Genomic DNA, 23,959 nt, shown 5'->3' with positions numbered 1-23,959 from the left:
ACGGAGCCCCACCCCCGGCCGGGGGTGGGGCTCCGTCGCGTTCGGGCCTTGAGCTGTGGGTCTACGCGCGATGCGCGAGGGTCGGAAGCGACCCTTGCGACCCTTGTGGGACGGGCCGGGAGGCGCCGGTGCGTCAGCCCTTGCCGCGCTGGTCGCGCAGGTGGTCCGCCACCGGCTCCAGCGAGGTCCGCAGCGCCGCCAGGGCCTCCGGCGGCAGCAGGTCGATGAAGTGCCGGCGGACCGACGCCACGTGGTGCGGGGCGACCTTCCGCATGAGCTCCATGCCCTCGTCGGTCAGGACGGCGTACAGCCCCCGTCGGTCGGACTCGCAGTTCACGCGGACGACCAGGCCGGCCGATTCCATCCGGGTGATCTGGTGGGACAGCCGGCTCTTGGACTGCAGCGTCGACGTCGCGAGGTCGCTCATCCGCATCCGGTGGTCCGCCGACTCCGAGAGGTTCACGAGGATCTCGTAGTCGTTGTTGGTGAGCCCGAAGGGCTGGAGATCCTTTTCCAACTGGTGCATCAGGAGTCTGCTGACGTCCAGGTGGATCCGCCAGGTGCACTGCTCGGCATCGGTGAGCCAGCGTACGGCCGTCTCGGTCTCCATGGTCTCCATGAATGAACTCTACCTAAGAAGTTGAATGACGTACAAAGTAGGGAAAGCTGAAGATCACAGTCCGAGGCGCCGCTGGATGTCACCCAGCTGCCCCGGCATCCGGACACCCAGCTGCCCCAGCGGTCCCTGCTGCCCGTGCCCGCCGCCGTGTCCCGGCATGGCCCCCGGGATGCCCGGCTCCGCGCCGACCACCCCGACCGACTGCTCGGCCATCAGCGCCTCCGAGGACTGCATCAGCACCGTCCCGGCCCCCACGAACTCGAACTGGTGCTCCTCGCCCGAGGTGCCGCCGATGCCGGTCAGCGAGCGCAGCCCGCCGATCACGCCGGACATGTACCCATGGTCGTAATGGTGGCAGGGCGACGGGCAGTCCGCCCAGCCGACGAGCGCCTGCGGGTCCACGCGCAGCGGCGGCTCCATGAAGACCACCGGACCATTGGACGCCGCGACGAACTTCCCGGTTCCGATCAGCGTGAGGAAACCCGGCACGATCGACTGCTTCAGCGCGAGGGAGGGCTGGTACGCCAGCAGGTTGCCCGACCGGATGGTCAGGTTGCCGTCGTCCAGGTCGTAGGAGTTCACGTCGAAGGCGCGGTCGGCCAGCAGCATCTTGCCCTGGCCCTCCGCCACCACCCAGTCGCTCGCGTGCAGCGGCGAGTGGAAGCTCGTGCGCAGCAGCCGGTCGAAGCGGCCGTGGCCGATGCCGTTGAACTCGATCCGCCCGTAGTAGGCGATCATCTTGCCCTTCTGCAGGAACCACTGGCTCCCCTTGAGCTCCACGCAGAAGGTGTACGCGTTCACGTTGTCGTCGCTGGGCAGGGTGTGCGGGTCGAAGACCGTCGGACTTCCGGCGCCACCGGGTCCGCCGATCACGGGACCAAAGTTCACAGCTTTTCCTCCGAGGCCTGTACGAAGACGGCGCCCTGACCCGACAGCTCCAGCTGGAAGGCCTCGCCCGAGCCGCGCCCCACCATGTCGCGCCAGCCGAGCGCGGTGGAGAGCTTGTTCCTGACGTCCCCGTGGTGGGCCACGTACGCCTGCGGGTCGACGTGGACCGGACGGTTCGGGGTGATGGGGAGCTGGATGACCCCGCCGTGGGCCATCACGGCCACCGAGCCGTGCCCCTTGAGGGTGGTGGTGAACAGGCCCTGGCCCGTCACCTGGCCGCGCACCATGCCCATGACACCGCCTTGCGAGCCCATGAACATCGTGCCCTGCTGCAGGGTGCCGTCGAAGGCCAGCAGCCGGTCCGCCTCCACGTACAGCGTCTCGCCCGTCAGGTTGATCACCTGCACGTGGTGGCCGCCGTGGCCGAACATCACGGTGCCGCTGCCCTCGACCGTCATCAGCGGGGTCTGCTCGTTCGCCACGCGGCGCCCGATCATGCCCAGCACCCCGCCCTGGCCGCCGGTCAGGCTCGGCGTGAACGACACGTCGCCGCGGTACGCGAGCATCGCGCCGCGCTGGCTGTACAGCGTCTGCCCGGGGACGACCTGGGCCTCGACCATCTTGGAGTTGATCTCCCGGAACGGCATCAGATGTCGCCCCCGATGGTGTTGCGCTCGCTGGGCTGCACGTACACCAAGCCCTCGCCCTCGAAACGGATCTGGAACGCCTCGCCGGAGCCCTCGCCGATCAGGGTGCGGAAGGTGATCCCCGACTGGAAGGACTGGCGCAGCTCGCCGGTGTGCGCGATGTACGCCCCCGGGTCGACGGACAGCGGGTACTGGGCGCTGACGCGCAGGACCACGGCCGGGCCGTCGGACATGATCGCCGCCTGGCCCGTCCCCTCCACGGTCGTGGTGAACAGGCCGTTGCCCGTCGCCCCGCCGCGCAGGCCCGTGAACGTGGTGCCGGTGCGCAGGCCGGCGTCGGTGCACAGGAGGTTGCTGGACTCGACGTACAGCTTCTCGCCGCGCAGGTTGACGAGGTTGATCTCGCTCGCGCGGTCGGCGAAGAAGCAGGTGCCGTGCCCCTGCACCTCCATCACGGTCATCTGTTCGCCGGTCAGACGGCGCGTCACCATGCCGCGCAGGCCTTCGCCGCCGCCGGTCATCTTCTTGAAGGCCATCTGGCCGTCGTACGCAACCATGGAGCCGTTCTTCGCTTTCACGGCATCCCCGGTCAGGTCGACGGCGAGCACCTTGCTGCCTTGGAGTCGGAACTGAGCCACGGGGAGACGTTATCGGCAGCGGGCTGAGGCGAACAGGGGCCCTTGGCCGATATGTGCGGCTCGGTGGGCTGGGCGGGCTTGGGGCGGGCTTGGGGCAGTTGTTCCGCTCTGTGCGTGCGGTCCGACCCCCGGTCAAGATCCGGCAAAGCGGCTGAGACACTGGGACGGACCCACCCGGGCCCCTTGGCGGGGCTCCCCCCGACGGTTGCTGAAGGTTGCTGATGGACATCAAGACCGCCTCCGCCCTGCACCGGCTGCGCCTCGTCTCCGTACCCGAGGCGCTGTCGTTCCCGGCCCTGCTGATCTTCGGCTCGCTGCTGAGCCGGATCTCGGACGTCGACTACCTGATGATGCCGCTGGGCGGCCTGCACGGAATCCTGTTCCTCATCTACGTGGTGTTCCTGCTGGACGTGTGGAACAAGGCGAAGTGGCACTGGAAGAAGGCGGCGAAGTTCTTCGTCCTGGCCCTGATCCCCTTCGGCGGGCTGTACGGCGACCGGCTGCTCAAGGCCGAGGAGGCCGACAGCGTGGTCGCGGCGCGGGCGGCCCGTGAGGCGCGCGAGGCCCGTGAGTCGGGCGAGGCCCGTGAGGCGGCCGGGGCATGATCGTCGCGTTCTCGGTGACCCCGCTCGGGGTCGGTGAAGAGGTCGGCGAGTACGTCGCCGACGCGGTGCGGGTGGTGCGGGAGTCGGGGCTGCCGAACCGCACCGATGCGATGTTCACGTCCGTGGAGGGGGAGTGGAACGAGGTGATGGACGTCGTCCGGCGGGCCGTCGCCGCGGTGGAGGCGCGGGCGCCCCGGGTCTCGCTCGTCCTGAAGGCGGACATCCGGCCGGGGGTCGTGGACGGGCTGACGTCGAAGGTGGCGACGGTAGAACGCCACCTGTCCTGACCGGGGGCCGAACCTGCCTCAAGCGCCGGCGGGGCTGACGGTGGCCCCCTGGCCGGGGGTTGGCCTGCCGCCCGCGGCTTCGGGGCGCCTCAAGCGCCGGCGGGGCTGGGGGTGAAGTCCTGGTCCGGGGTCCGGCCTGCCGGCCGGGCTCCGCGGTCGCCTCAAACGCCGGCGGGGCTGACAGTGGCCCCCTGGCCCGGGGTTGGGGCCGTCGCCCACGGCTCCGTCGCCTCAAGCGCCAGCGGGGCTGAGGGTGGTGCCCAGGCCCCGGGGTCGGGCTGCCGCCCGCGGCTTCGGGGCGCCTCAAGCGCCGGCGGGGCTGGGGGTGGTGGCCTGGGGCGGGGTCGCTTGGGTGGGCGGGTGGGGCGCGGCCACTCCGGAGGTTCGTCTCGGCTCGCGGATCCTGGCCGCATCCGGTGCGCACCCGGCGGTGACCGCTCATCCTCGACTCACCACCGCAGTGTCCACACCCCACCCGCCCGGCCGACCTCCCCACCCCAGCCCCGGGATACAGCCAAAGCAAAGCCAACCCCACCCCTCATGCGCGGCAGAGCGAAGCCAACCCGGCCCGTATGCGGGCAGGGCGAAGCCAAACCCAGCCCCGCCGGCGTTTGAGGCGAAGCGGAGCCACGGGCGACAGCCCAAACCCGGGGCCAGGAGGCCAACCTCAGCCCCGCCGGCGATTGAGGCGACGCGGCAGGGGCCCGCGGAACGGCCCCGACCCACCGGCTCCCCGCGCACGCCAGCACCGCGAAACCGGCGATTAAGGCGAAGCCGAGCCGCGGGCGGCAGCCCAACCCCCGGCCAGGAGGCCACCGTCAGCCCCGCCGGCGATTGAGGCGACGCGGCACGGGCCCGCGGGACGGACCTGAGGCAGCGGCTCCCTCGCGCGCACGCCGGACCGCGGAGCCGGACCCAGCCTCGCCGGCGGTTGAGGCGTAGCCGGGTCGCGGGCGGCCGACCCCCGGGCCGGGGGGATCAGGAGGCTGCGGTGCGGGTCAGGGCGTCCTGGGCGCCGTAGGGTTCGAGGTACGGCATCCACCGGGGGTCCCGGTGGCCCGTGCCGATGATCCGCCACGCAAGCCCGGACGGCGGAGCCGGCTGGTGCCGCAGCCGCCACCCCAGGTCGACCAGGTGCCGGTCGGCCTTGACGTGGTTGCACCGGCGGCACGCCGCGACCACGTTGTCCCACACGTGCTGCCCTCCCCGGCTGCGCGGGATCACGTGGTCGACGCTGGTGGCCACGCCGCCGCAGTACATGCAGCGGCCGCCGTCGCGGGCGAACAGCGCGCGACGGGTGAGCGGAACGGGCCCCCGGTAGGGGACCCGCACGAAGCGCTTGAGCCGGACCACGCTGGGCGCGGGGACGACCCGTGTCGCGCTGTGCAGAAAGGCGCCGGATTCCTCCAGGGAGACTGCCTTGTTCTCCAGGACGAGGACGAGCGCGCGGCGGAGCGGTACGACGCCGAGGGGCTCGTACGACGCGTTGAGGACCAGGACGTGCGGCACGGACTGCCTCCTTGTACGCCGGCGGCGCGTGGCTCGCGCCGGGACGATCTGCTCTCCAGTCTCTCCTTACGGCTGGTCGAAGCGCCACCACGCGCCCGTAACGGGTCGGAAGTGTTTTCAACCACAGTCCCTTCATCCCCAGGTGAGCCTGGTCTCTCCCTCGAACACGGCAACGGGGTCACGGGAATGCCCCGTTAGTGTGGATGGTCTGCCCCGCACTCCCGTCCGCTGGCAGACCGCTACACCTGGAGGTACCCGCCGTGTCCTGGCCGCCCGCCGCCCTGCTGCCCCTGGCAGCCGACGCCCCGGACCCCGCCGCGTCGGTGAAGGAGGCCCACGAGAGCGTCACGAACGCCGCCAGTTTCATCGAGGAGAACTGGGCCGGATGGCTGTACCTGGGCCTGCGGATCCTGCTGATCGTGGTGATCGCGGCCGCGCTCCGCTCGGTGGTGCGCAAGTCGCTGACGAAGCTGATAGGCCGGATGAACCGCGGCGCCGAGGCGGTCGAGGGCACGGCGCTGGGCGGGCTGCTCGTCAACGCCGAGCGGCGCCGGCAGCGCTCGGAGGCTATCGGCTCGGTGCTGCGTTCGGTGGCGTCGTTCCTGATCCTGGGGACGGCGAGCCTGATGGTGCTCGGGGCCCTGGACATCAACCTCGGCCCGCTGCTCGCGAGTGCCGGTGTGGCCGGTGTGGCGATCGGTTTCGGTGCGCGGAACCTGGTGACGGACTTCCTGTCCGGCGTGTTCATGATCCTCGAGGACCAGTACGGCGTCGGCGACAAGATCGACGCCGGCGTGGCCTCGGGCGAGGTCGTCGAGGTCGGCCTGCGCGTCACCAAGCTGCGCGGCGACAACGGTGAGATCTGGTACGTCCGCAACGGCGAGATCAAGCGGATCGGCAACCTGAGCCAGGGCTGGGCGACGGCGGGCGTGGGCATCCAGGTCAAGCCGTCGGAGAGCCTCGGCCGGATCCGCGAGGTGGTCAAGGAGATCGCCGACGGCATGGCCAAGGAGACCCCGTGGGACGAGCGCCTGTGGGGCCCGGTGGAGGTGCTGGGCCTGGAGGAGGTGCTGCTGGCCTCGATGACGGTGAAGGTGTCGGCGAAGACGATGCCCGGCCAGCAGTTCGCGGTGGAGCGGGAGCTGCGCTGGCGGCTCAAGGAGGCCTTCGACGAGGCCGGGATCGGGATCATCGGCGGGCCGGCGCCGGCCTCCGAAGAGGAGGAGGCCCCGGCCGATGCGGCGGCCGGGGTGGCCGCCCCGTCGGCCCTGTCCAACCCGGCCTCGCCGCAGTCGCAGGCCGTGGCCCCGATACCGCAGCCCGCCTCGCCCCGTATCACCAAGTAGCTCCCTCTCTGTCTGCTGCCGCTGCCCCCGCAGGATCCGTTCCTGCGGGGGCAGCGGCATTGACACCGCCAGAGAACTGGAAGGAAACTTACCTAACAGTTTCTCGCCGCCGACGGGACGGAGGGCGCGCATGGCCGGCACCACCCCCGGGACGCCCGGCCTGCTGCGCGCCCTCAACGACCGCGCCGCGCTGGACCTGCTCCTCGCGCACGGGCCCCTCTCCCGCACCCGGCTCGGCCGCCTCACCGGACTGTCCAAGCCGACCGCCTCCCAGCTGCTGGGCCGCCTGCAGGCCGCCGGACTCGTCGTGGCCGCCGGGACCGCCGGCGGGCGCCCGGGCCCCAGCGCCCTGCTGTACGGGATCAACCCGCGCGCCGCGCACGTCGCCGGACTGGACGTCACGCCGGGCCGGATCCTCGCCGCGGTCGCCGACCTCACCGGCACGGTCACCGGCCGGTACGAGCTGCCGTCCGGGGAGGGGGCGGGGTTGGCCGGGACCGTCGAGCGGGTCTTGGCGGCGCTGGACGGGGCCGCGGCCGACGCCGGCCTGACCCGCTGCGACCTGCACCGCGCCGTCATCGCCACCCCGGGCTCCTTCGACCCGAACACCGGCCTCCTGCGTTACGCCGAGCACCTCCCCGGCTGGCACTCCCCCGGCCTCCTGGAGGAGCTGGCGGAGGCACTGCCGATGCCGGTCGCGTACGAGAACGACGTGAACCTCGCCGCGCTCGCCGAGCAGCGGCTCGGCGCGGCCCGCGGCCATGCGGACTTCGTCCTGCTGTGGAACGAGGAGGGCCTGGGCGCCGCCCTGGTACTCGGCGGCCGGCTGCACCGCGGCTGGACGGGCGGCGCGGGCGAGGTCGGGTTCCTGCCCGTGCCGGGGCATCCGCTCGTCCGGCAGGTCGCCCGGGTCAACTCCGGCGGCTACCAGGCCCTGGCCGGAGCCCAGGCAGTGGCAGCCCTGGCGGCCGCCCTGGGCATCGAACCACCGGAGCCGCTGCCCGCCCCGACACCACCGCCCGGGGGCACACCGTCCGCTGCACCGCCCGGGGCGAAGGCCCGCCGGAGCAGGGCCCCGGCCGCGACGCAGGCCGCCGCCCCGCCCGCGGCAGCTCCCGCCGCCCCCGCCGGGCCGCAGGACCCCGCACCGCCTGGCGCGCTGCCCGCGGCAGCTCCCGCAGACGCGGTCGGGCCGCAGGTCCCTGCACCACCCGCCGCACCGCCCGCCGCTGCTGCTCCCGGCCCGGCCCGGGCGCAGGTCGACGTGGCCGTGGCCCTGCTGCGGCGGGCCGCCGCCCGGCCGGAAGGGGCGTACCTGCGGCTGCTGCGCGGCTACGCCACCGCGCTGGCCACCGGGCTCGCCTCGCTGGTGTCCGTACTGGACCCCGAGCTCGTGGTCCTCGCCGGTGCGGTGACCGAGGCCGGCGGGGACGTGCTGCGCGCCCTGGTCGAGTCCGAGCTCGCCGACCTGGCCCCGTCCCGGCCGCGCCTGGTGTCCGGAGCCGTGCGCGAGCGGCCCGTGCTGCGCGGGGCCCTGGAGAGCGCCCTCGCCGCCACCCGCGACGAGGTCTTCGACACCTCGCGGCCCCGCACACCCGACCGGCTCCGCCGGCGCCCGAGCCGGGAGTCCGACATCCCCGGCCCCAGTCCCAGTCCCGGCCCCAGTCCCAGTCCCAGTCCCACCGTCAGCCCCAGCCCCGCCGGCATCCCGAGCCCCGCCGGCGATTGAGGCGCGGGGTCCGGGGCAGCGCCCCGTGCCACCGCACCACCCCCGTTCCACCGCGCACGCGCCCCTCGCACCTCCCCCTCCCGCAGAGAGCGAGCCCCGCCATGCCGAAGAACCGCCGTCCACGCGCCGCGGCCGCCGCCGCGTTCGCCGCGCTGTCCGCCCTGTCCCTGCTCGCCACCGCCTGCACGGGCGGGACCGGCTCCGCCGCGGCCGACGACCCGGGCAAGGAGGTCACGCTCACCTTCTGGCACGGCTGGTCCGCGCCGGGCGAGACCAAGGCGATCGAGGACAGCATCGCCCGGTTCGAGCGGGCCCATCCGAACATCAAGGTCAAGGCCACCGGCAACATGACCGACGACAAGATCAACCAGGCGCTGCGCGCCGGCGGCGACAAGGCCCCCGACGTGGTCTCGTCCTTCACCACCGACAGCGTCGGGAAGTTCTGCAACTCGGGCGCCTTCGCCGACCTGAACCCCTTCCTGCACAAGTCCGGCGTCGACAAGGCGAAGGTCTTCCCCCCGACCCTGCTCGAGTACACGCAGTTCAAGGGCAACCAGTGCACGCTGCCGCTGCTGAGCGACGCGTACGGCCTCGTCTACAACAAGGACGCCTTCAAGGCGGCCGGCATCACCGAACCGCCGAAGACCTGGAGCCGGTTCGTCGAGGTCGCGCAGAAGCTGACCCGGGCCGGCGGCGACTCCTACGAGCAGCTCGGCATCATGCCCACCTTCCACGGCTACGAGACCAAGCCCGTGCGCCTGGCCGCGCAGTGGAGCCCGACGTACTTCGGGCCGGACGGCCGTTCCAACCTGGCCGGGGACCCGGCCTTCGCGAGGATGCTGACCGCGCAGAAGGACCTGGTCGCCGCGCTCGGCGGCTACGAGCGCCTGGAGAAGTACCGCAGCACCTTCGGCGACGAGTGGAGCGCCGAGCACCCCTTCCACCGGGGCAAGGTCGCCATGCAGATCGACGGCGAGTGGCGGGCGGCCATGGCGAAGGAGGCCGGGGTCCCGTTCGAGATCGGCACCGCGCCCCTCCCGGTCCCCGACGAGCAGGCCGCCGACTACGGCAAGGGCTACCTCTCCGGCACGGTCGTGGGCATCGCCTCGGGCAGCCGGAAGCAGAACGCGGCCTGGGAGCTCGTGAAGTACCTCACCACCGACACCGAGGCGGTCGTGGCGTTCGCCAACGCCATCCACAACGTGCCCTCCACGCTGGCCGCGCTGGAGTCCCCGGCGCTGGAGGTGACCCCGGAGTTCAGGACGTTCATCGACATCGCCCGGCATCCGAAGTCGAACACCACCCCGGCCCAGGCCGACGGCGGCACCTACCAGCTGACCTTCGAGGAGTTCGCGTACGGGGTCGAGAAGGGTGCGGTGGCGGACATCCCGGCGGGCCTGGCCAGGACCGACCGGCAGATCGACACGGACATCGCGAAGGCGCGGTGACCCCTCCGATGGCCCTGCCTGCGCACTCCCGCCCCCTGCGGGCCAAGCGCCGCCGCTCCGCGCTGCGGACCGCCGCCTTCCTGTCGCCGTGGCTGATCGGGTTCGGCGTGTTCTTCGCCTACCCGCTCCTGTCCACCGTGTACTTCGCCTTCACCCGCTACGACGGCTTCCGGCCGCCGGTGTTCAACGGCCCGGACAACTGGACGTACGTGTTCACCGACTACCCGCTGTTCTGGCCGGCCCTGCGCAACACCCTGTGGCTGGTCGGGGTGACGGTGGCCTGCCGGGTCGTCTTCGGCCTCGGCACCGGCCTGCTCGTCACCCGGATCAAGACCGGCGCCGGGCTGCTGCGGACCCTGTTCTACCTGCCCTACCTGGCTCCGCCCGTGGCCGCGACCCTGGCCTTCGTCTTCCTCCTCAACCCCGGCACCGGCCCGGTCAACGGCCTGCTGGAGCAGGCCGGGCTGCCGGCGCCGGGCTGGTTCACCGACCCCGACTGGTCCAAGCCCGCGCTCACCCTCCTCGCGCTGTGGGGGGTGGGCGACCTGATGGTGATCTTCATGGCCGCGCTGCTCGACGTACCGAAGGAGCAGTACGAGGCCGCCGAGCTGGACGGCGCCGGGTCCTGGCAGCGGTTCCGGCACATCACCCTGCCGAACATCGCGCCGATCGTCCTGTTCGCGGTGGTCACCGGGATCATCCAGGCCATGCAGTACTACACGCAGCCGCTGGTCGCCGGGAAGGTGGCGGCCGGGGTCATCGGCGGCTCGGGCCAGCAGTTCGAGCCCGGCTACCCGGACCGGTCGACGCTGACCCTGCCGCAGGTCGTCTACAACCTCGGCTTCCAGCGCTTCGACTACGGCGCCGCCTGCGTCGTCGCGCTCGTGCTGTTCGCCCTCTCCATGGCCTTCACCGCCCTGCTGATGCGCCGCAGCGGCGGACTGCTCGGGGCGGGTGAGCACTGATGCCCCGAACCGCCGCGCGGACTGCCGCCCGGACCGCCGCCATGGCCGCCACCCGCAGGAGCGCCCGCGCGGGCGCCCGCAACGCCGTGCTGAGTTGGGTCGCCGTCCACTCCCTCGCCGTCGCCGCCGCCCTCTTCTTCGTCCTGCCCTTCGTCTTCCTCTTGCTCACCTCCCTGATGGGCGACCAGCAGGCACTGACCCGCGACCTGGTCCCCCGTACGTGGGAATGGGGCAACTACGCGAAGGTGTGGCACACCCCCGGCTTCCTGACCTGGTGGCGCAACACCCTGCTCTACGCGGGCCTCGGCACGCTGCTCACCGTGGTCTCCTCGGTGCCCGTCGCGTACGCGCTCGCCGTCTTCCGCTTCCGCGGGCGGCGGGCGGCGCTGCTGCTGGTCATCGCCATGATGATGCTGCCGCCGCAGGTCGTCGTCATCCCGATGTACCTGTTCTGGGCGCGGCAGCTCGACCTGTCCGGCACCCTGTGGCCGCTGATCGTCCCGATGGCCTTCGGCGACGCGTTCTCCGTCTTCCTGCTGCGCCAGTTCCTGCTGACCATCCCCCGCGCGTACCTCGACGCGGCCCGGGTCGACGGCTGCGGCGAGGTCCGCACCCTGCTGCGGGTCGTGGTACCCATGGCGCGGCCGGGGATCGCGGCCGTCGCCCTGTTCCAGTTCTTCGCCGCCTGGAACGACTACTTCGGCCCGCAGATCTACGCCTCGGACAACCCCGCCGCCTGGACGCTCAGCTACGGACTGGAGTCCTTCAAGGGCGCGCACCACACCAACTGGAACCTCACCATGGCGGCCACCGTGCTCGTCATGGCCCCCGTGATCGTCCTGTTCTTCCTCGCCCAGAAGGCCTTCGTCGAAGGCGTCACCCTGACCGGAGTGAAAGGCTAGCGACCGTGACCATGAAACTCGCCGTGGTGGGCGGCGGTTCCACCTACACCCCCGAACTGATCGACGGGTTCGCCCGGCTCAGCGGCACCCTGCCGGTCGGCGAACTGGTGCTGATCGACCCCGCCGCCGAGCGCCTGGAGACCATCGGCGCGCTGGCCCGGCGGATCCTCGCCCGCCAGGGCCACCCGGCCCGCGTCACCACCACCGCCGACGTCGACGCGGGCGTCGAGGGCGCCGACGCGGTCCTGCTCCAGCTGCGCGTCGGCGGGCAGGCCGCCCGGCTGCGCGACGAGACCTGGCCGCTGGAGTGCGGCTGCCTCGGGCAGGAGACCACCGGCGCCGGCGGGCTCGCCAAGGCGCTGCGGACGGTCCCGGTCGTGCTGGACATCGCCGAACGGGTCCGGCGCACCAACCCCGACGCCTGGATCATCGACTTCACCAACCCCGTCGGGATCGTCACCCGGGCCCTGCTGCGGGCCGGGCACAAGGCCGTCGGGCTGTGCAACGTCGCCATCGGGCTCCAGCGGACGTTCGCCCGGCTGCTCGGCCTCGCCCCGGGCGAACTCCACCTGGACCACGTGGGCCTGAACCACCTCACCTGGGAGATGGGGGTGCGCCGGGGCGGGCCGGGTGGCGAGGACCTGCTGCCAGGGCTGCTGGCGGAGCACGCGGACGCCGTCGCCGCGGAGCTGCGGCTGCCGCGCCCGGTGCTGGACCGGCTCGGTGTCGTGCCCTCGTACTACCTGCGGTACTTCTACGCGCACGACGAGGTGGTGCGGGAGCTCGGCGAGAAGCCGTCCCGGGCGGCCGAGGTGGCGGCCATGGAACGGGAGCTGCTCGCCCTGTACGCGGACCCGGCGCTGGACGAGAAGCCGCAGCTGCTGGCGAAGCGGGGCGGGGCCTTCTACTCGGAGGCGGCCGTGGACCTGGCGGCGGCGCTGCTGGGCGGCGGGCCGGAGGACGCGGACGGGCCGGAGGGCGCGGACGGGCCGTCCGTACAGGTGGTCAACACGCTGAACAACGGGACCCTGCCGTTCCTCCCGGACGACGCGGTGGTCGAGGTGCAGGCCCGGGTCGACCGGTCCGGGCCGGTGCCGCTGGCCGTGCCGCGCCCGGACCCGCTGTACGCCGGACTGATCGGGCACGTGGCGGCGTACGAGGACCTCGCGCTGGACGCGGCCCTGCGCGGCGGACGGGAGCGGGTCTTCCAGGCGCTGCTGGCGCACCCGCTGATCGGCCAGTTCGACCTGGCCGAGGGGCTGACGGACCGGCTGCTCGCGCACAACAGGGAGTACCTGCCATGGGCGTGAGGCGGCCCGCCGTCCTCGCCGTGGACGCGGGCAACAGCAAGACGGACGCCGCGCTGATCGCGGCGGACGGCTCGGTGCTCGGCACCGGGCGCTCCGGCGGCTTCCAGCCGCACCGCACCGGCACCGCGGCGGCCGTGGACGTCCTGGCGCAGGCGGTGGAGCGGGCCGCCGCGGCGGCCGGGCTGGCGCCCTGCGCGCCGGGGGCCCCGTACGCCGACCAGGTGGCGGCCTGCCTGGCCAACGCCGACTTCCCGGTGGAGGAGCAGCGGCTCGCCGAGGCGCTGGGGGCGCGCGGCTGGGGTGCGGCCACCCTGGTCCGCAACGACACCTTCGCGATCCTGCGGGCCGGGCTGGCGGCGGCCGAGCGGGCCCAGGAGGCCAAGGCCGCTGACGGGGCACGAGGGCCGCGCGGGGTCGCGGTGGTGTGCGGGGCCGGGATCAACTGCGTGGGCATGCTGCCCGACGGGCGCACGGCCCGGTTCCCGTCGGTCGGGACGATCTCCGGCGACTGGGGCGGCGGCGGCCACCTCGCGGCCGAGGCGCTGTGGTGGGCCTCCCGGGCCGAGGACGGCCGCGGCGGGCCGACCGGGCTGGCGGCGGCCCTGCCGGGGCACTTCGGGCTCGGCTCCATGGCGGCGCTGATCGAGGCGCTGCACCTGGGGCACATCGCGGCGGGGCGGACGCACGAGCTGGTGCCGGTGCTGTTCTCGGTGGCCGCGGCGGGCGATCCGGTCGCCGCGGCGCTCGTGGAGCGGCAGGCGGACGAGGTGGTGGCGCTGGCGTCGGTGGCGCTGGCCCGGCTGGAGCTGCTCGCCGAGGAGGTCCCGGTACTGCTGGGCGGCGGGGTGCTCACGGCCGGGCACGCCCAGCTGGACGGGCGGATCGCGGCGGGGCTGGCCGAGCGGGCGCCGCTGGCCCGGGTGTCGGTGGTGTCGGCGCCGCCGGTGCTGGGCGCGGCGCTGCTGGGCCTGGACGCGCTGGGTGCGCCGCCCGCCGCGCACGCCAGGCTGTGTGACCGGTTCGGGTGAACCTGCCCGGGGCGGCCGCGCGTCGGGAACCGCGGCGGGGCGCGGGGGCGTATTGACGGGGAAGGGGTGGCGGGCTGCCGCGGGCGGTGGATCTTCCCGATCCGGCACCGGGTGCTGTGGTCGGCCGCCGCTCCGGCCATACTGCTGCGATGGGGGTTGCTCCCGGCCACAGCCGGGGGACGTCAGGTGCTAGGGGGAGGTCACGGTGGCCATCACATCACGCGCGCCCGCACCCGGCGGGGTCGCCGGGCCGCCGGCGGGCCCGGCGGGGTCGCTGCCGGGCCCGCCCCGGCCCGCCACGGCCTGGGCCGAGGGCGTCGAGCGGCTGCGCGCTGCGGCGACCACCGAGCCGGGCCGGCTGCGCATCATCGGCGCGGTCCTCGCCGCCCTGGTGCTGCTGTTCGGCGCGGTGACGGTGTGGCAGATCGCGGACCGGGTCGGCGCCGCGGACGACGTGGTGGGCCGCAGCCAGCCGCTCAGCGCGGACGCGGCGAGCATCTACCGTTCGCTGGCCGATGCCGACACGGCCTCCTCCAGCGGCTTCCTCGCCGGCGGGGACGAGCCGCGCGAGGTCCGCCAGCGGTACGAGAAGGACATCGCCAACGCCTCCCGGCTGCTGGTGAACGCGGCCGCCAACACCCGGGCCGACGAGGAGTCCCGCAAGCAGATCGCCCTGTTGGGCGAGCAGCTGCCCCGCTACACCGGCCTCATAGAGCAGGCGCGGGCCACGAACAAGCAGGGCCTGCCGCTCGGCGGCGCCTACCTGCGGTACGCCAACGAGCAGATGAGCACCCAGCTGCTGCCCGCGGCGCAGCGGCTCTACGAGGCGGAGACGGGCCGGCTCTACACGGACTACGACGACGCCCGCTCCCTGCCGCTGGCCTCGCTCGGCGCCGGGCTGCTCGCCTTGGCCGCGCTGGCCTGGGCGCAGCGGCGCAACTACCACCGCACGAACCGGGTCCTCAACCACGGCCTGCTCGCGGCGACGGCGGCCTCGCTGGTGGTCCTGCTGTGGCTGGCCGTGGGGCACGCGGTCGCGCGGTCGGACCTGGCCGAGGCGCGCACCGGCGGGCAGGAGTCGCTGAAGGTGCTCAACGACGCCCGGATCGCCTCGCTCCAGGCGCGGGCGAACGAGAACCTGACGCTGATCGCGCGGGGCGCCGTCCTCGCCGCGGACAAGAAGTCCGACAAGTACGACGTGGACTTCACGGCCAACATGAAGGACCTGGACGCGGGCCTGGCCGAGGCGCTGCGGCTCGCCGACGACGACAGCGGGCGCGAGCCGGTCGCCCGCGCGGCGGACGGCGTACGGCAGTGGAAGCAGCGCCACGCGGCCGCCCGCGAGACGGACCTGAAGGGCGACTACCAGGACGCGCTGCCCCAGGTCATCGGGGACAAGGACCACAAGGACAGCAGCGGGGCCTCGTTCGACACCGTGGACGCCTCGCTGGAGCAGGCGCTGGCCCACGAGCAGAAGGAGTTCACCGGTGCGGCCCGGGACGGGCTGGGCGCGCTGGGTGGCTTGGAGACGGGTTCGGCGGCCCTGGCGGTCGTCGGCGCCGCGGCGGCGCTGCTCGGCATCGGGCGCCGGCTTTCGGAGTACAGGTGACAGCGATGCGGATACGCGTGGGGCGCGAGGACGGACACCGCGGCGCCGGGGACGGCCCTACCGGCGGGGAGACCGGCGGAGAGGCCCGCCCGTCGGGGCTGCGCCGGATCGCCGGGCGGCTGCGCGGCTGGGGCGGGGTCACCGCGATGGCCGCCGCCTGCGCGGTGACGGCGGCGGCGGTCCTGCTGCCGCTGGCCCAGGCGGCCCCGGAGGGCGGGCATCCGGCCGTGGTCCACGAGCCCGGGGCCGTGGCGGCCGCCCCGCAGACGCCGTGGACCCTCACCGACACCTGCCAGGACCCGGAGGCGAGCCTGCGCCCCTCGGCGGTGGACGGGCCGACGATCGAGCGGATCCGCAAGGCGGGCAAGCTCGTCGCGGGCGTGGACCAGAACAGCTTCAAGTGGGGCTACCGCAACCCGGTCGACGGCCGCCTCGACGGTTTCGACATCGCCTTGGTCAAGGCCATCGCCAAGGACATCCTGGGCGACGAGAACGCGGTCATCTACCGCGCCATCCCCACCAGCCAGCGCGTCCCCGCCCTCCAGGACGGCCGCGTCGACGTCGTCGTGCGCACCATGACGATCAACTGCAAGCGCCTGGAGGACGTCGCGTTCTCCACGGCGTACTTCGAGGCCGGGCAGCAGGTCCTCGCCCCCAAGGGCTCCCCCATCACCGGGTACGACGCCTCGCTGAAGGGCCGCCGGATCTGCACCGCGGCGGGCTCCACGGCCGAGACGGCCCTGAAGGCACAGTCGTACGGGGCGGTGCCGGTCAGCGTCCCCAACCAGCTGGACTGCCTGGTCCGGCTCCAGCTGGGCGAGGTGGACGGCATCATCACCGACAACGCGCTCGCGGCCGGGCAGGCCGCGCAGGACCCGTCGGTGCGCCTCGTCGGCTCCCCGTTCACCAGGGAGTTCTACGGGGTCGCCATGAACAAGGAGGCCACCGACCTGGTGCGGCGCGTCAACAAGGTGCTGGAGAACTACCGGGCCGGCGGCGACGCCAGCCCCTGGATGCAGGCGTACGTCACCCACCTCAAGCCCGTGCTGCCCGGCGTGGCCGGGCCGCCCGCGCCCAAGTACCGGGACTGAGGCCGGGTGGCGCGGGTACGGCCGGTGTGCGGGGGAGAATCGGGGGCCGGTGTCGGGGAACCCGATCCGGAGGACGGGACAGCGGAGGCGGGGCCGGTGGAGGCACGGTCGTTCGAGGCGCAGTCGTATCAGGCGCAGTCGTTTCAGGCGCAGTCGTCTGAGGCTCAGCCCTTTGGGGCCCAGTCGTTCGAGGCGCAGTCGGCAGTGATGGACCGGGACGAGGTCGACCGTGCGCTGGCCCGGCTCGGCGCCGAGCACGAGGCCGTCGAGACCTCGCTGCTCGCCCTCCAGGACCACGCCGGCCGCCGGCTGCTGGAGGGCGCCGCACTGACCGGCGTCACCGCGGAGCGGTGGAGCGCCGCCGACGCCGCCATCACCCGGCTGTGGACGTACTTCGAGGCCTACAGCGGGGCGCTGGAGGCCGCCCGGGAGATCCGCGAGCGCCGCCGCCGGCCCTCCCGCGAGGACCTGGCCGAGCTGACCGAGCGGCTGCGCGGGCCCGGCGTGGTGATCGCCGGGGCCGCGGCGGAGGGCGGGGCGCTCGCCGAGCGGCTCTCCCTGGCCGAACTGGTGGCCCGGATGAACGAGCTGTACGCGCGCTCGCTGGACGTGGTGGTGGCCGCCGACTCGGTGTGGTCGGCGCTGCCCGCCCGTATCGACCTGCTCGCCGCCGAGCTGCGCCGCACCCGCTCCCTCGCGCACTCGGTGGGCGTCCGCCCCGGCGAGCACCCCTCCGGCGACGACCTGGAGGCCATCACCGCCGAGCTGGCGGAGCTGCGGGCGCAGGTGATCGCGGACCCGCTGGCGTTCTGGCAGCCGGTGTCGGGCAGTTCGGCGCCCGGCGGGGGCCGTCCGGACACCGCCCGCTACGACCGGGCCGCGCTCGCGCTGGAGGACGTACGCCGCGAGGTCGAGGCGGTGCTCGCCGTACGGCAGGACGCCGAGCAGCGGCTGATCGCCCTGCGGGACGTGCTCTCGCGGGCCGACCGCACGCTGGCGGAGGCGCGGGCGGCGCGCACCGAGGTGCTGGCGAAGATCGCCGCGTCCGAGGTGCCCGCGGTCAGCGGCCCGCCGACCGCGCTGCAGGAGCAGCTGTCCCTGGCCGCCGACCACCGGCGCAACGCCCGGTGGCACCGGCTGTCGCCGCTGCTGGAGGCGCTGGAGGTGCGGGCCGAGGAGGAACTGCGCCGGGCCCGCGAATCGTTGACGGCGGTGACGGCGCCGCTGGCGGTCCGCGCCGAGCTGCGGGGCCGGCTGGACGCGTACCGGGCGAAGGTGGTCCGGCACGGGCTGGCGGAGGACCTGCTGCTCGTCGAGCGGTACGACGCGGCCCGCCGGATGCTGTGGAGCGCCCCGTGCGACCTGCGGGCCGCCGAGCAGGCCGTGCTGCGCTACCAGCAGGCGGCCGCCGAGGCACTGGCACCGCAGCAGGACCGGCCCGCGGGGCCGGGGGAGGAGGACGCATGAGCCTGGTCGGAACCGCGTGCGTTCGTCCCGGCTGCCCGGGGTCGTACGAGGACATGGGCGGCGGCGAGGTGTACTGCGACACCTGCGGCCTGGCCCCGGTCGGGGCCGTCTCCGCGGGGGCGGAGGAGCTGGTGTCGCCGCCGACGGGCATGACGAGCCCGGCGCGCCACCCGGACCCGCGGGATCCGCGCGGCTCACAGGGCTCGCGGGACTCCGGGACGGCGTCTGCGGCCTCGGCGTCCGGGCGCTCCTCCCGGTCCTCGCGCTCCTCCCGGTCGTCGTCCTCGCGCCGCTCGGTGTCGGGCCGGCTGTCGGGCGTGGCCTCCACCCGCTCGGTGTCGGTGCGCAGTTCGGGTTCGTCGGCCGGCGGCTCCGGCCGCAGCCGGCTCGGGGCCGGGCTGGTCAACGTACCGGAGGTGCCGCGGCCGGATCCGTCCGCCGCGGTGCTGGAGAACCCGGAGGTGCCCGAGCGCAAGCGGTTCTGCTCGCGCTCCGACTGCGGGGCTCCGGTGGGGCGGGCGCGCGGGGACCGGCCGGGCCGGACGGAGGGGTTCTGCACCAAGTGCGGGCACCCCTACTCCTTCGTGCCCAAGCTGCGGCCCGGCGAGATCGTGCACGGCCAGTACGAGGTCGCGGGCTGCCTGGCGCACGGCGGCCTCGGCTGGGTGTACCTCGCGGTGGACCGGGCCGTCTCCGACCGGTGGGTGGTCCTCAAGGGCCTGCTGGACACCGGCGACCAGGACGCGATGGCCGCGGCGATCTCCGAACGGCGCTTCCTCGCGGAGATCGAGCACTCCAACATCGTGCGGATCTACAACTTCGTGGAGCACCTGGACCAGCGGACCGGTTCGCTGGACGGGTACATCGTCATGGAGTACGTCGGCGGCAAGTCGCTGAAGGAGATCGCCAACGAGCGGCGGCGCCCGGACGGCCGCCGCGACCCGCTGCCGGTGGAGCAGGCCTGTGCGTACGGGATCGAGGCGCTGGAGGCGCTCGCACACCTGCACAGCAGACACCTGCTGTACTGCGACTTCAAGGTCGACAACGCGATCCAGCAGCAGGACCAGCTGAAGCTGATCGACATGGGCGCGGTGCGCCGGATGGACGACGAGGAGTCGGCCATCTACGGCACGGTCGGCTACCAGGCGCCGGAGGTGGCCGAGCTCGGCCCGTCGGTCGCCTCCGACCTGTACACGGTGGCGCGGACCCTGGCCGTGCTCACCTTCGACTTCCAGGGCTACACCACGGTGTTCGCGGATTCGCTGCCGGATCCGGAGCACATCGAGGTGTTCCGGCGGTACGAGTCCTTCTACCGGCTGCTGGTCCGGGCGACCGACCCGGACCCGGGGCGGCGGTTCTCCTCCGCGCAGGAGATGGCCGACCAGCTGACGGGCGTGCTGCGGGAGGTCGTGGCCCTGCAGACCGGCCGGCCGCGGCCGCAGATCTCCACGCTCTTCGGGCCGGAGGTACGGGTCCCCGACACCCGGCTGTTCGCGGACACGGGCGGTGCGGAGGTGTCCCGGCTGGGGGCGCGGCCGGTGCCGGACTCCGCGGTGGCCGGGCTGCTGCCGGGCCGGTTCGTGCGGCTCGGCGCGCGCGGCCGGGCCGGCGGTGCCGGGGCTGCGGGTGCTGGAGGTGCTGCGGGTGCTGCGGGCACGGTGCCGGTCGCGGCGGGGTCCCCGGCTGCCGGCGGGGCGCTCCCGGCGGAGGCGGGCGGTGCCGCCGCCCCGCTGGAGGCCCCGGCGACGCACCGGGCCGGCGGACCGGCGGCGGGATCCGCGGCTGCGGCCCGGGCGGCCGTACCGGCGCCACGCGCGGCAGGCGAAGCGGTGGCCGCGGGGGCGGTGGCGGCTCCGGCCGACCGGCTCACCCGGCTGGCCGCGCTCGACGCCCGGGACATGGCGCTGGCCCTGCCGGTGCCGCTGGTCGACGCGGGCGACCCCAACGCCGGGTTCCTCGCCGGCCTGCTCGCCTCCGCTCCCGCCGATCTGCTGGGCGCGCTCGGCACGGCCCCCGCCGACTCGGCCGAACTGCGGCTGCGCGAGCTGCGCGCCCGGCTCGAGCTGGGCGAACTGGCCGCGGCCGGGGAGGTCCTGACGGACCTGGAGGCACGGCACCCGGACGACTGGCGCGTGGTGTGGGCCCGCGGGATCGCCTCGCTGGCCACCGGGGACGACGGGATCGCCGCGCTCTCCTTCGACGCGATCTACGACGCCTTCCCGGGCGAGCCGGCGCCCAAGCTGGCCCTCGGCCTGTGCGCGGAGGTGCTGGGGCAGTTGGACAACGCCGCCGAGTACTACCGGCTCGTGTGGACCACCGATCCCGGCTTCGTGAGCGCGGCGTTCGGCCTGGCCCGGGTCCAACTCGCCGCCGGCGACCGGGATGCGGCGGTGCGCACGCTGGAGTCGGTGCCGGAGGCCTCCATCCACTACACCGCCGCACGGGTGGCAGCCGTACGGGCACGTCTGCGCGACCGCTCTCCCGAGGAGGCCCTGCTGCCCGATCTGGCGGCGGCTGCCGCGCAGGTGGAGGCGCTGGAGCGGTTCGGGCTGGACGCGGTGCGGCACGAGCAGCTGTCGACCGAGGTTCTGGGCTCGGCCCTGGACTGGGTACTGTCGGGTAGCCGGGGCAGTGACCCCGGTAGGACCACGCTGCTCGGCAGCCAACTGGACGAGCGGGGCCTGCGCTTCGGGTTGGAGCGCTCGTACCGCGTACTCGCGCGGCTGGCGCAGCGAGGCGAGGACAGGATCGAACTGGTGGAGCGGGCAAACCGTTTCCGCCCCCGGACGTGGGTGTGAGTGATGTCGATGCATCGGCCGTCTGGCTGCCCCGGCTGCGCGGAGCCCCTCGAGGAGGGTGACCGTTTCTGCGGCGTCTGCGGCTCCCCCGTCCGGGCCTTCCCCCCTCCCCTCCCGGACGACGACCCCACCCTCCCGATCCCCACGGCGGCCCCCCGTACGGCCACCGCGGCACCGCCGGCCTTCCCGGCCGGAGCCACCGGCCGGGCGACCGGCCGGTCCGGCGCCACCGCGGTCGGCCCGGCGCGGCCAAGCGCTGCCCCGGCCGCAGGCCCGGCGGGCGCCGCCGCGGGTGTACCGGCTCCGGCCGGGGCCCCGCCCGCGGGTGCTTCGGGCAGGTCGGCTCCGGGTGCCGTGTCGGCGGCGGTCGACGAGTATCCGCTGGCGGAGCCCGCTCCCGCGTGGGCGGCGGGCGGGGTCGAGCCCGCCGCCGGCGGCTGGGCCGCCCCGGCGGAGGCGGCCCCGCAGGCCGCGTACGGCAGCGGCGAGACGCGGCACGACCGGCCCGCCGGCTCCGTTCCGGGCGCGGCCGAAGCCCCGTACGGCGGTGCGGTCCCGGTCCAGGGGCACGAGGCCCCGTACACCGCGGGGCCCGAGACCCCGTACGGCGCCGGCACCCCGCAGGGGACCGGCAGCGCGCAGGCGGCCGGCGGCAAGACCTGCGTCGCCTGCCGGGCCGGGCGGGTCGACACCGACGGCTACTGCGAGCACTGCGGGCACGCCCAGCCCCGCGAGCGCGACCACCTCGAGGAAGAGCTCTGCAGCGTCGCCGCCGTGAGCGACCGCGGGCTGCGCCACCACCGCAACGAGGACTCCTTCGCCGTGTCGGCCACCGCCCTGGCCGACGGCTCCACGGCGACGGTGGCGATCGTCTGCGACGGCGTCTCCTCCGCCAGCCGCCCCGACGAGGCGTCGGCCGCCGCCGCGGCCGCGGCGAACGAGTCCCTGCTGGAGGCCCTGCCCCGCGGCGCCCACCCCCAGGAGGCCATGCACGAGGCCATCCTGGCCGCCGCCGCTGCCGTCACCGCCCTCGCCCCGCAGGTCCCCGGCGCCCAGAACGCCCCGGCCTGCACCCTGGTCGGCGCCGTCGTCAGCGGCGGCCTGCTGACCGTCGGCTGGGTCGGCGACAGCCGCGCGTACTGGATCCCGGACGACCGCGAGGCCCTTCCGCGCCGGCTGACCGAGGACGACTCCTGGGCGGCCCAGATGGTCGCCGCCGGCCTGATGGGCGAGGCCGAGGCCTACGCCGACGTCCGCGCGCACGCCATCACCGGCTGGCTCGGGGCCGACGCGTACGACCTGGAGCCGCACACCGCCACCTTCAAGCCGGACCACGCGGGCGTGGTGCTCGTCTGCACCGACGGCCTGTGGAACTACGCCGAGTCCGCGCACGAGATGGCCCAGGTGCTGCCCGCGGACGCCGCCGCCCGGCCCCTGCACAGTGCGCAGGTCCTGGTGGGCCACGCCCTCGACGGCGGCGGGCACGACAACGTGACGGTGGCCGTGGTGCCGTTCGCGGCGCCGCCCGGCGGGGAACCGGACCTGACGCGGCCGGGAGCAGAAGCGGAACCGAAGAAGGAAGCGGAAACGGAAGCGGAAGCGGAAGCAGCAGCACGCCCTCGACCCTGACCGGCCCCTGCACTGCACTGCCTTGCCCTGCACTGCACAGCCCTGTCCCGCCTGCCTGCCTGCCCCTACCTCGCCCTAGGAGTCGCACCGATGGCGAACTTCGCCAAGCCGAGCGCCCCCCGCTTCACCGTGGAGGTGTACCAGAACGAGTTCCTTCCCGAGGGCGGGAGCGAGGTCCACGCCATCGTCACGGTCACCGCCACCGGTGGCGCCGCCGCCACCCGCGCGGCCGCCGCCCGGGGTTCGGCAGCCGTCGTGATCATGGTCGACTGCTCCGGCTCCATGGACCACCCGCCGAACAAGATGCGCGGTGCCCGCGAGGCCACCGCCGCCGCCATCGACACCCTGCGCGACGGCACCTCGTTCGCCGTCATCGCCGGGACGCACGTGGCCCGTGAGGTCTACCCCGGGCAGGGCCGCCTCGCCCTCGCCGACCCGGTCACCCGCGCGCAGGCGAAGCAGGCCCTGCAGGCCGTCACCGCGGGCGGCGGCACCGCCATCGGCACCTGGCTGCGCCTCGCCGACGGCCTGCTGCGCCAGTCCCCCGCCGCCATCCGGCACGGCATTCTGCTCACCGACGGCCGCAACGAGCACGAGGACCCGGCCGTCCTGCGCGCCACCCTCGACTCCTGCGCCGGGCGCTTCACCTGCGACGCCCGCGGCGTGGGCACCGACTGGGAGGTCAAGGAGGTCACCGGCATCGCGGACGCCCTCCTCGGCTCCGCCGACATCGTGGCCGATCCGGCGCACCTGACCGAGGACTTCACGCGCATGATGGAGAACGTCATGGGCAAGGAGGTCGCGGACGTCGCCCTGCGCCTGTGGACCCCGGTCGGCGCAGAGGTCCGGTACGTCAAACAGGTGGCGCCCTCCGTCCTGGACCTCAGCGACCGCCGCACCGAGGCCGGACCCCGCGCCGGCGACTACCCGACGGGCTCCTGGGGCGACGAGTCCCGCGAGTACCACGTGTGCGTACGGGTGCCTGCGGCAGCGGTGGGTCAGGAGATGCTGGCCGCCCGGGCCACGCTCCTCCTGCCGGGCCCTGCCGGTGAACCCCCGACGACCCTCGGCCAGGGACTGGTCCGGGCGGTGTGGACGGCCGATCCGGCGGCGTCCACCGCCATCAACCCGCAGGTCGCGCACTACACCGGACAGGCGGAGCTCGCGCAGGCTATCCAACAGGGCCTGGAAGCCCGCAAACTGGGCGATGTCGACGGCGCCACGGCCAAGCTGGGCCGTGCCGTGCAGCTGGCGAGTGCCTCCGGGAACGCGGACACGGCCAAACTGCTGGCGAAGGTGGTGGATGTCGTCGACGCCGCTGCGGGTACTGTGCGGCTGAAAGCCAGGGTCGCGGACGCCGACGAGATGACCCTCGAAACGCGTTCGACCCAGACCGTCCGAGTGAAGAAGACCTGAGCAGACCTGCCGCGACGGCGAAGCAGGC

19 protein-coding genes and 1 pseudogene are annotated in these 23,959 nt (G+C 74.1%); 15 read left to right on the top strand and 5 right to left on the bottom strand.

Translation table 11 applies throughout. The features are described 5' to 3' along the window. Positions 1-133: 133 nt before the first annotated feature. The 4 genes from ABZ924_RS27130 to ABZ924_RS27115 all read right to left on the bottom strand — a co-directional run bounded on the left by ABZ924_RS27130 (position 134) and on the right by ABZ924_RS27115 (position 2,792). On the bottom strand, positions 134-610 hold the full coding sequence (locus tag ABZ924_RS27130; RefSeq protein WP_361914989.1) for a MarR family transcriptional regulator: 477 nt from the start codon (positions 608-610) through the stop codon (positions 134-136). Between the two features lie 63 nt (positions 611-673). After that, a complete protein-coding gene (locus ABZ924_RS27125; RefSeq protein WP_361914972.1) occupies positions 674-1,507 on the bottom strand; it encodes an AIM24 family protein in 834 nt (277 codons plus the stop codon). Then, positions 1,504-2,154, bottom strand: a complete 651-nt coding sequence (locus ABZ924_RS27120) for an AIM24 family protein (protein WP_361914969.1) — start codon at positions 2,152-2,154, stop codon at positions 1,504-1,506. Before ABZ924_RS27120 ends, ABZ924_RS27125 begins: the two co-directional genes overlap by 4 nt. Beyond that, positions 2,154-2,792, bottom strand: a complete 639-nt coding sequence (locus tag ABZ924_RS27115; RefSeq protein WP_361914966.1) for an AIM24 family protein — start codon at positions 2,790-2,792, stop codon at positions 2,154-2,156. The genes ABZ924_RS27120 and ABZ924_RS27115 overlap by 1 nt, the downstream gene beginning before the upstream one ends. Before the next feature lie 221 nt (positions 2,793-3,013). Between ABZ924_RS27115 and ABZ924_RS27110 the strand changes: the two genes are divergently transcribed. Together ABZ924_RS27110 and ABZ924_RS27105 are read left to right on the top strand one after the other, a co-directional pair. Further along, positions 3,014-3,397, top strand: a complete 384-nt coding sequence (locus ABZ924_RS27110) for a DUF3817 domain-containing protein (protein ID WP_361914963.1) — start codon at positions 3,014-3,016, stop codon at positions 3,395-3,397. After that, complete coding sequence (locus tag ABZ924_RS27105) at positions 3,394-3,684, top strand: MTH1187 family thiamine-binding protein (protein WP_361914960.1); 291 nt, start codon at positions 3,394-3,396, stop codon at positions 3,682-3,684. The genes ABZ924_RS27110 and ABZ924_RS27105 overlap by 4 nt, the downstream gene beginning before the upstream one ends. Positions 3,685-4,662: 978 nt before the next feature. Here the strand turns inward: ABZ924_RS27105 and ABZ924_RS27100 are convergent. Then, positions 4,663-5,193, bottom strand: coding sequence for an HNH endonuclease (locus ABZ924_RS27100; RefSeq protein WP_361914957.1), 531 nt, complete (start codon positions 5,191-5,193; stop codon positions 4,663-4,665). 203 nt (positions 5,194-5,396) lie between these two features. Between ABZ924_RS27100 and ABZ924_RS27095 the strand changes: the two genes are divergently transcribed. The 13 genes and pseudogenes from ABZ924_RS27095 to ABZ924_RS27035 all read left to right on the top strand — a co-directional run bounded on the left by ABZ924_RS27095 (position 5,397) and on the right by ABZ924_RS27035 (position 23,931). After that, entirely contained in the window at positions 5,397-6,539 is a 1,143-nt protein-coding gene (locus ABZ924_RS27095; protein WP_361914954.1) for a mechanosensitive ion channel family protein, read from the top strand. Positions 6,540-6,669: 130 nt separating this feature from the next. Beyond that, the gene (locus ABZ924_RS27090) at positions 6,670-8,268 is read left to right on the top strand and encodes an ROK family transcriptional regulator (protein ID WP_361914951.1); all 1,599 of its coding nucleotides are present in this window, start codon (positions 6,670-6,672) and stop codon (positions 8,266-8,268) included. Between the two features lie 101 nt (positions 8,269-8,369). Further along, positions 8,370-9,716 (top strand): ABC transporter substrate-binding protein, encoded by a 1,347-nt coding sequence (locus ABZ924_RS27085; RefSeq protein ID WP_361914948.1) that lies wholly within the window; start codon positions 8,370-8,372, stop codon positions 9,714-9,716. A gap of 8 nt (positions 9,717-9,724) precedes the next feature. Then, positions 9,725-10,681: a sugar ABC transporter permease gene (locus tag ABZ924_RS27080; RefSeq protein ID WP_361914946.1), complete on the top strand. Its 957-nt coding sequence runs from the start codon at positions 9,725-9,727 to the stop codon at positions 10,679-10,681. Between the two features lie 41 nt (positions 10,682-10,722). Then, entirely contained in the window at positions 10,723-11,583 is an 861-nt protein-coding gene (locus ABZ924_RS27075; protein WP_361914986.1) for a carbohydrate ABC transporter permease, read from the top strand. 11 nt (positions 11,584-11,594) lie between these two features. Then, positions 11,595-12,893, top strand: a complete 1,299-nt coding sequence (locus tag ABZ924_RS27070; protein WP_361914983.1) for a 6-phospho-beta-glucosidase — start codon at positions 11,595-11,597, stop codon at positions 12,891-12,893. Further along, the gene (locus ABZ924_RS27065) at positions 12,884-13,921 is read left to right on the top strand and encodes a BadF/BadG/BcrA/BcrD ATPase family protein (RefSeq protein WP_361914943.1); all 1,038 of its coding nucleotides are present in this window, start codon (positions 12,884-12,886) and stop codon (positions 13,919-13,921) included. Before ABZ924_RS27070 ends, ABZ924_RS27065 begins: the two co-directional genes overlap by 10 nt. A 274-nt stretch (positions 13,922-14,195) precedes the next feature. After that, entirely contained in the window at positions 14,196-15,530 is a 1,335-nt protein-coding gene (locus ABZ924_RS27060; protein ID WP_361914980.1) for a hypothetical protein, read from the top strand. Between the two features lie 146 nt (positions 15,531-15,676). Then, on the top strand, positions 15,677-16,621 hold the full coding sequence (locus tag ABZ924_RS27055; RefSeq protein WP_361914978.1) for a glutamate ABC transporter substrate-binding protein: 945 nt from the start codon (positions 15,677-15,679) through the stop codon (positions 16,619-16,621). A 207-nt stretch (positions 16,622-16,828) separates the two neighbouring features. Continuing rightward, the gene (locus tag ABZ924_RS27050) at positions 16,829-18,088 is read left to right on the top strand and encodes a hypothetical protein (protein WP_361914940.1); all 1,260 of its coding nucleotides are present in this window, start codon (positions 16,829-16,831) and stop codon (positions 18,086-18,088) included. After that, positions 18,085-20,886, top strand: a complete 2,802-nt coding sequence (locus ABZ924_RS27045; RefSeq protein ID WP_361914937.1) for a tetratricopeptide repeat protein — start codon at positions 18,085-18,087, stop codon at positions 20,884-20,886. The genes ABZ924_RS27050 and ABZ924_RS27045 overlap by 4 nt, the downstream gene beginning before the upstream one ends. 3 nt (positions 20,887-20,889) lie before the next feature. After that, positions 20,890-22,401: pseudogene (locus ABZ924_RS27040) on the top strand (PP2C family serine/threonine-protein phosphatase); the annotation flags it as partial. Positions 22,402-22,605: 204 nt separating this feature from the next. Further along, positions 22,606-23,931: a VWA domain-containing protein gene (locus ABZ924_RS27035; protein WP_361914935.1), complete on the top strand. Its 1,326-nt coding sequence runs from the start codon at positions 22,606-22,608 to the stop codon at positions 23,929-23,931. The last annotated feature ends 28 nt before the right edge of the window (positions 23,932-23,959 follow it).

The organism is Streptomyces sp. NPDC046876 (genome assembly GCF_040645035.1).
GTDB lineage: Bacteria > Actinomycetota > Actinomycetes > Streptomycetales > Streptomycetaceae > Streptomyces.
The sequence above is the reverse complement of the archived record's forward strand: the minus strand, read 5'-3'. Positions and strand labels throughout refer to the sequence as shown.

Coding starts and splice junctions, on each gene's coding strand:
- ABZ924_RS27130 (WP_361914989.1), bottom strand. CDS start 610: ATGGAGACCGAGACGGCCGTACGCTGGCTCACCGATGCCGAGCAGTGC.
- ABZ924_RS27120 (WP_361914969.1), bottom strand. CDS start 2,154: ATGCCGTTCCGGGAGATCAACTCCAAGATGGTCGAGGCCCAGGTCGTC.
- ABZ924_RS27110 (WP_361914963.1), top strand. CDS start 3,014: ATGGACATCAAGACCGCCTCCGCCCTGCACCGGCTGCGCCTCGTCTCC.
- ABZ924_RS27105 (WP_361914960.1), top strand. CDS start 3,394: ATGATCGTCGCGTTCTCGGTGACCCCGCTCGGGGTCGGTGAAGAGGTC.
- ABZ924_RS27095 (WP_361914954.1), top strand. CDS start 5,397: ATGGTCTGCCCCGCACTCCCGTCCGCTGGCAGACCGCTACACCTGGAG.
- ABZ924_RS27090 (WP_361914951.1), top strand. CDS start 6,670: ATGGCCGGCACCACCCCCGGGACGCCCGGCCTGCTGCGCGCCCTCAAC.
- ABZ924_RS27085 (WP_361914948.1), top strand. CDS start 8,370: ATGCCGAAGAACCGCCGTCCACGCGCCGCGGCCGCCGCCGCGTTCGCC.
- ABZ924_RS27080 (WP_361914946.1), top strand. CDS start 9,725: ATGGCCCTGCCTGCGCACTCCCGCCCCCTGCGGGCCAAGCGCCGCCGC.
- ABZ924_RS27075 (WP_361914986.1), top strand. CDS start 10,723: ATGGCCGCCACCCGCAGGAGCGCCCGCGCGGGCGCCCGCAACGCCGTG.
- ABZ924_RS27070 (WP_361914983.1), top strand. CDS start 11,595: ATGAAACTCGCCGTGGTGGGCGGCGGTTCCACCTACACCCCCGAACTG.
- ABZ924_RS27065 (WP_361914943.1), top strand. CDS start 12,884: ATGGGCGTGAGGCGGCCCGCCGTCCTCGCCGTGGACGCGGGCAACAGC.
- ABZ924_RS27055 (WP_361914978.1), top strand. CDS start 15,677: ATGGCCGCCGCCTGCGCGGTGACGGCGGCGGCGGTCCTGCTGCCGCTG.
- ABZ924_RS27050 (WP_361914940.1), top strand. CDS start 16,829: ATGGACCGGGACGAGGTCGACCGTGCGCTGGCCCGGCTCGGCGCCGAG.
- ABZ924_RS27045 (WP_361914937.1), top strand. CDS start 18,085: ATGAGCCTGGTCGGAACCGCGTGCGTTCGTCCCGGCTGCCCGGGGTCG.
- ABZ924_RS27035 (WP_361914935.1), top strand. CDS start 22,606: ATGGCGAACTTCGCCAAGCCGAGCGCCCCCCGCTTCACCGTGGAGGTG.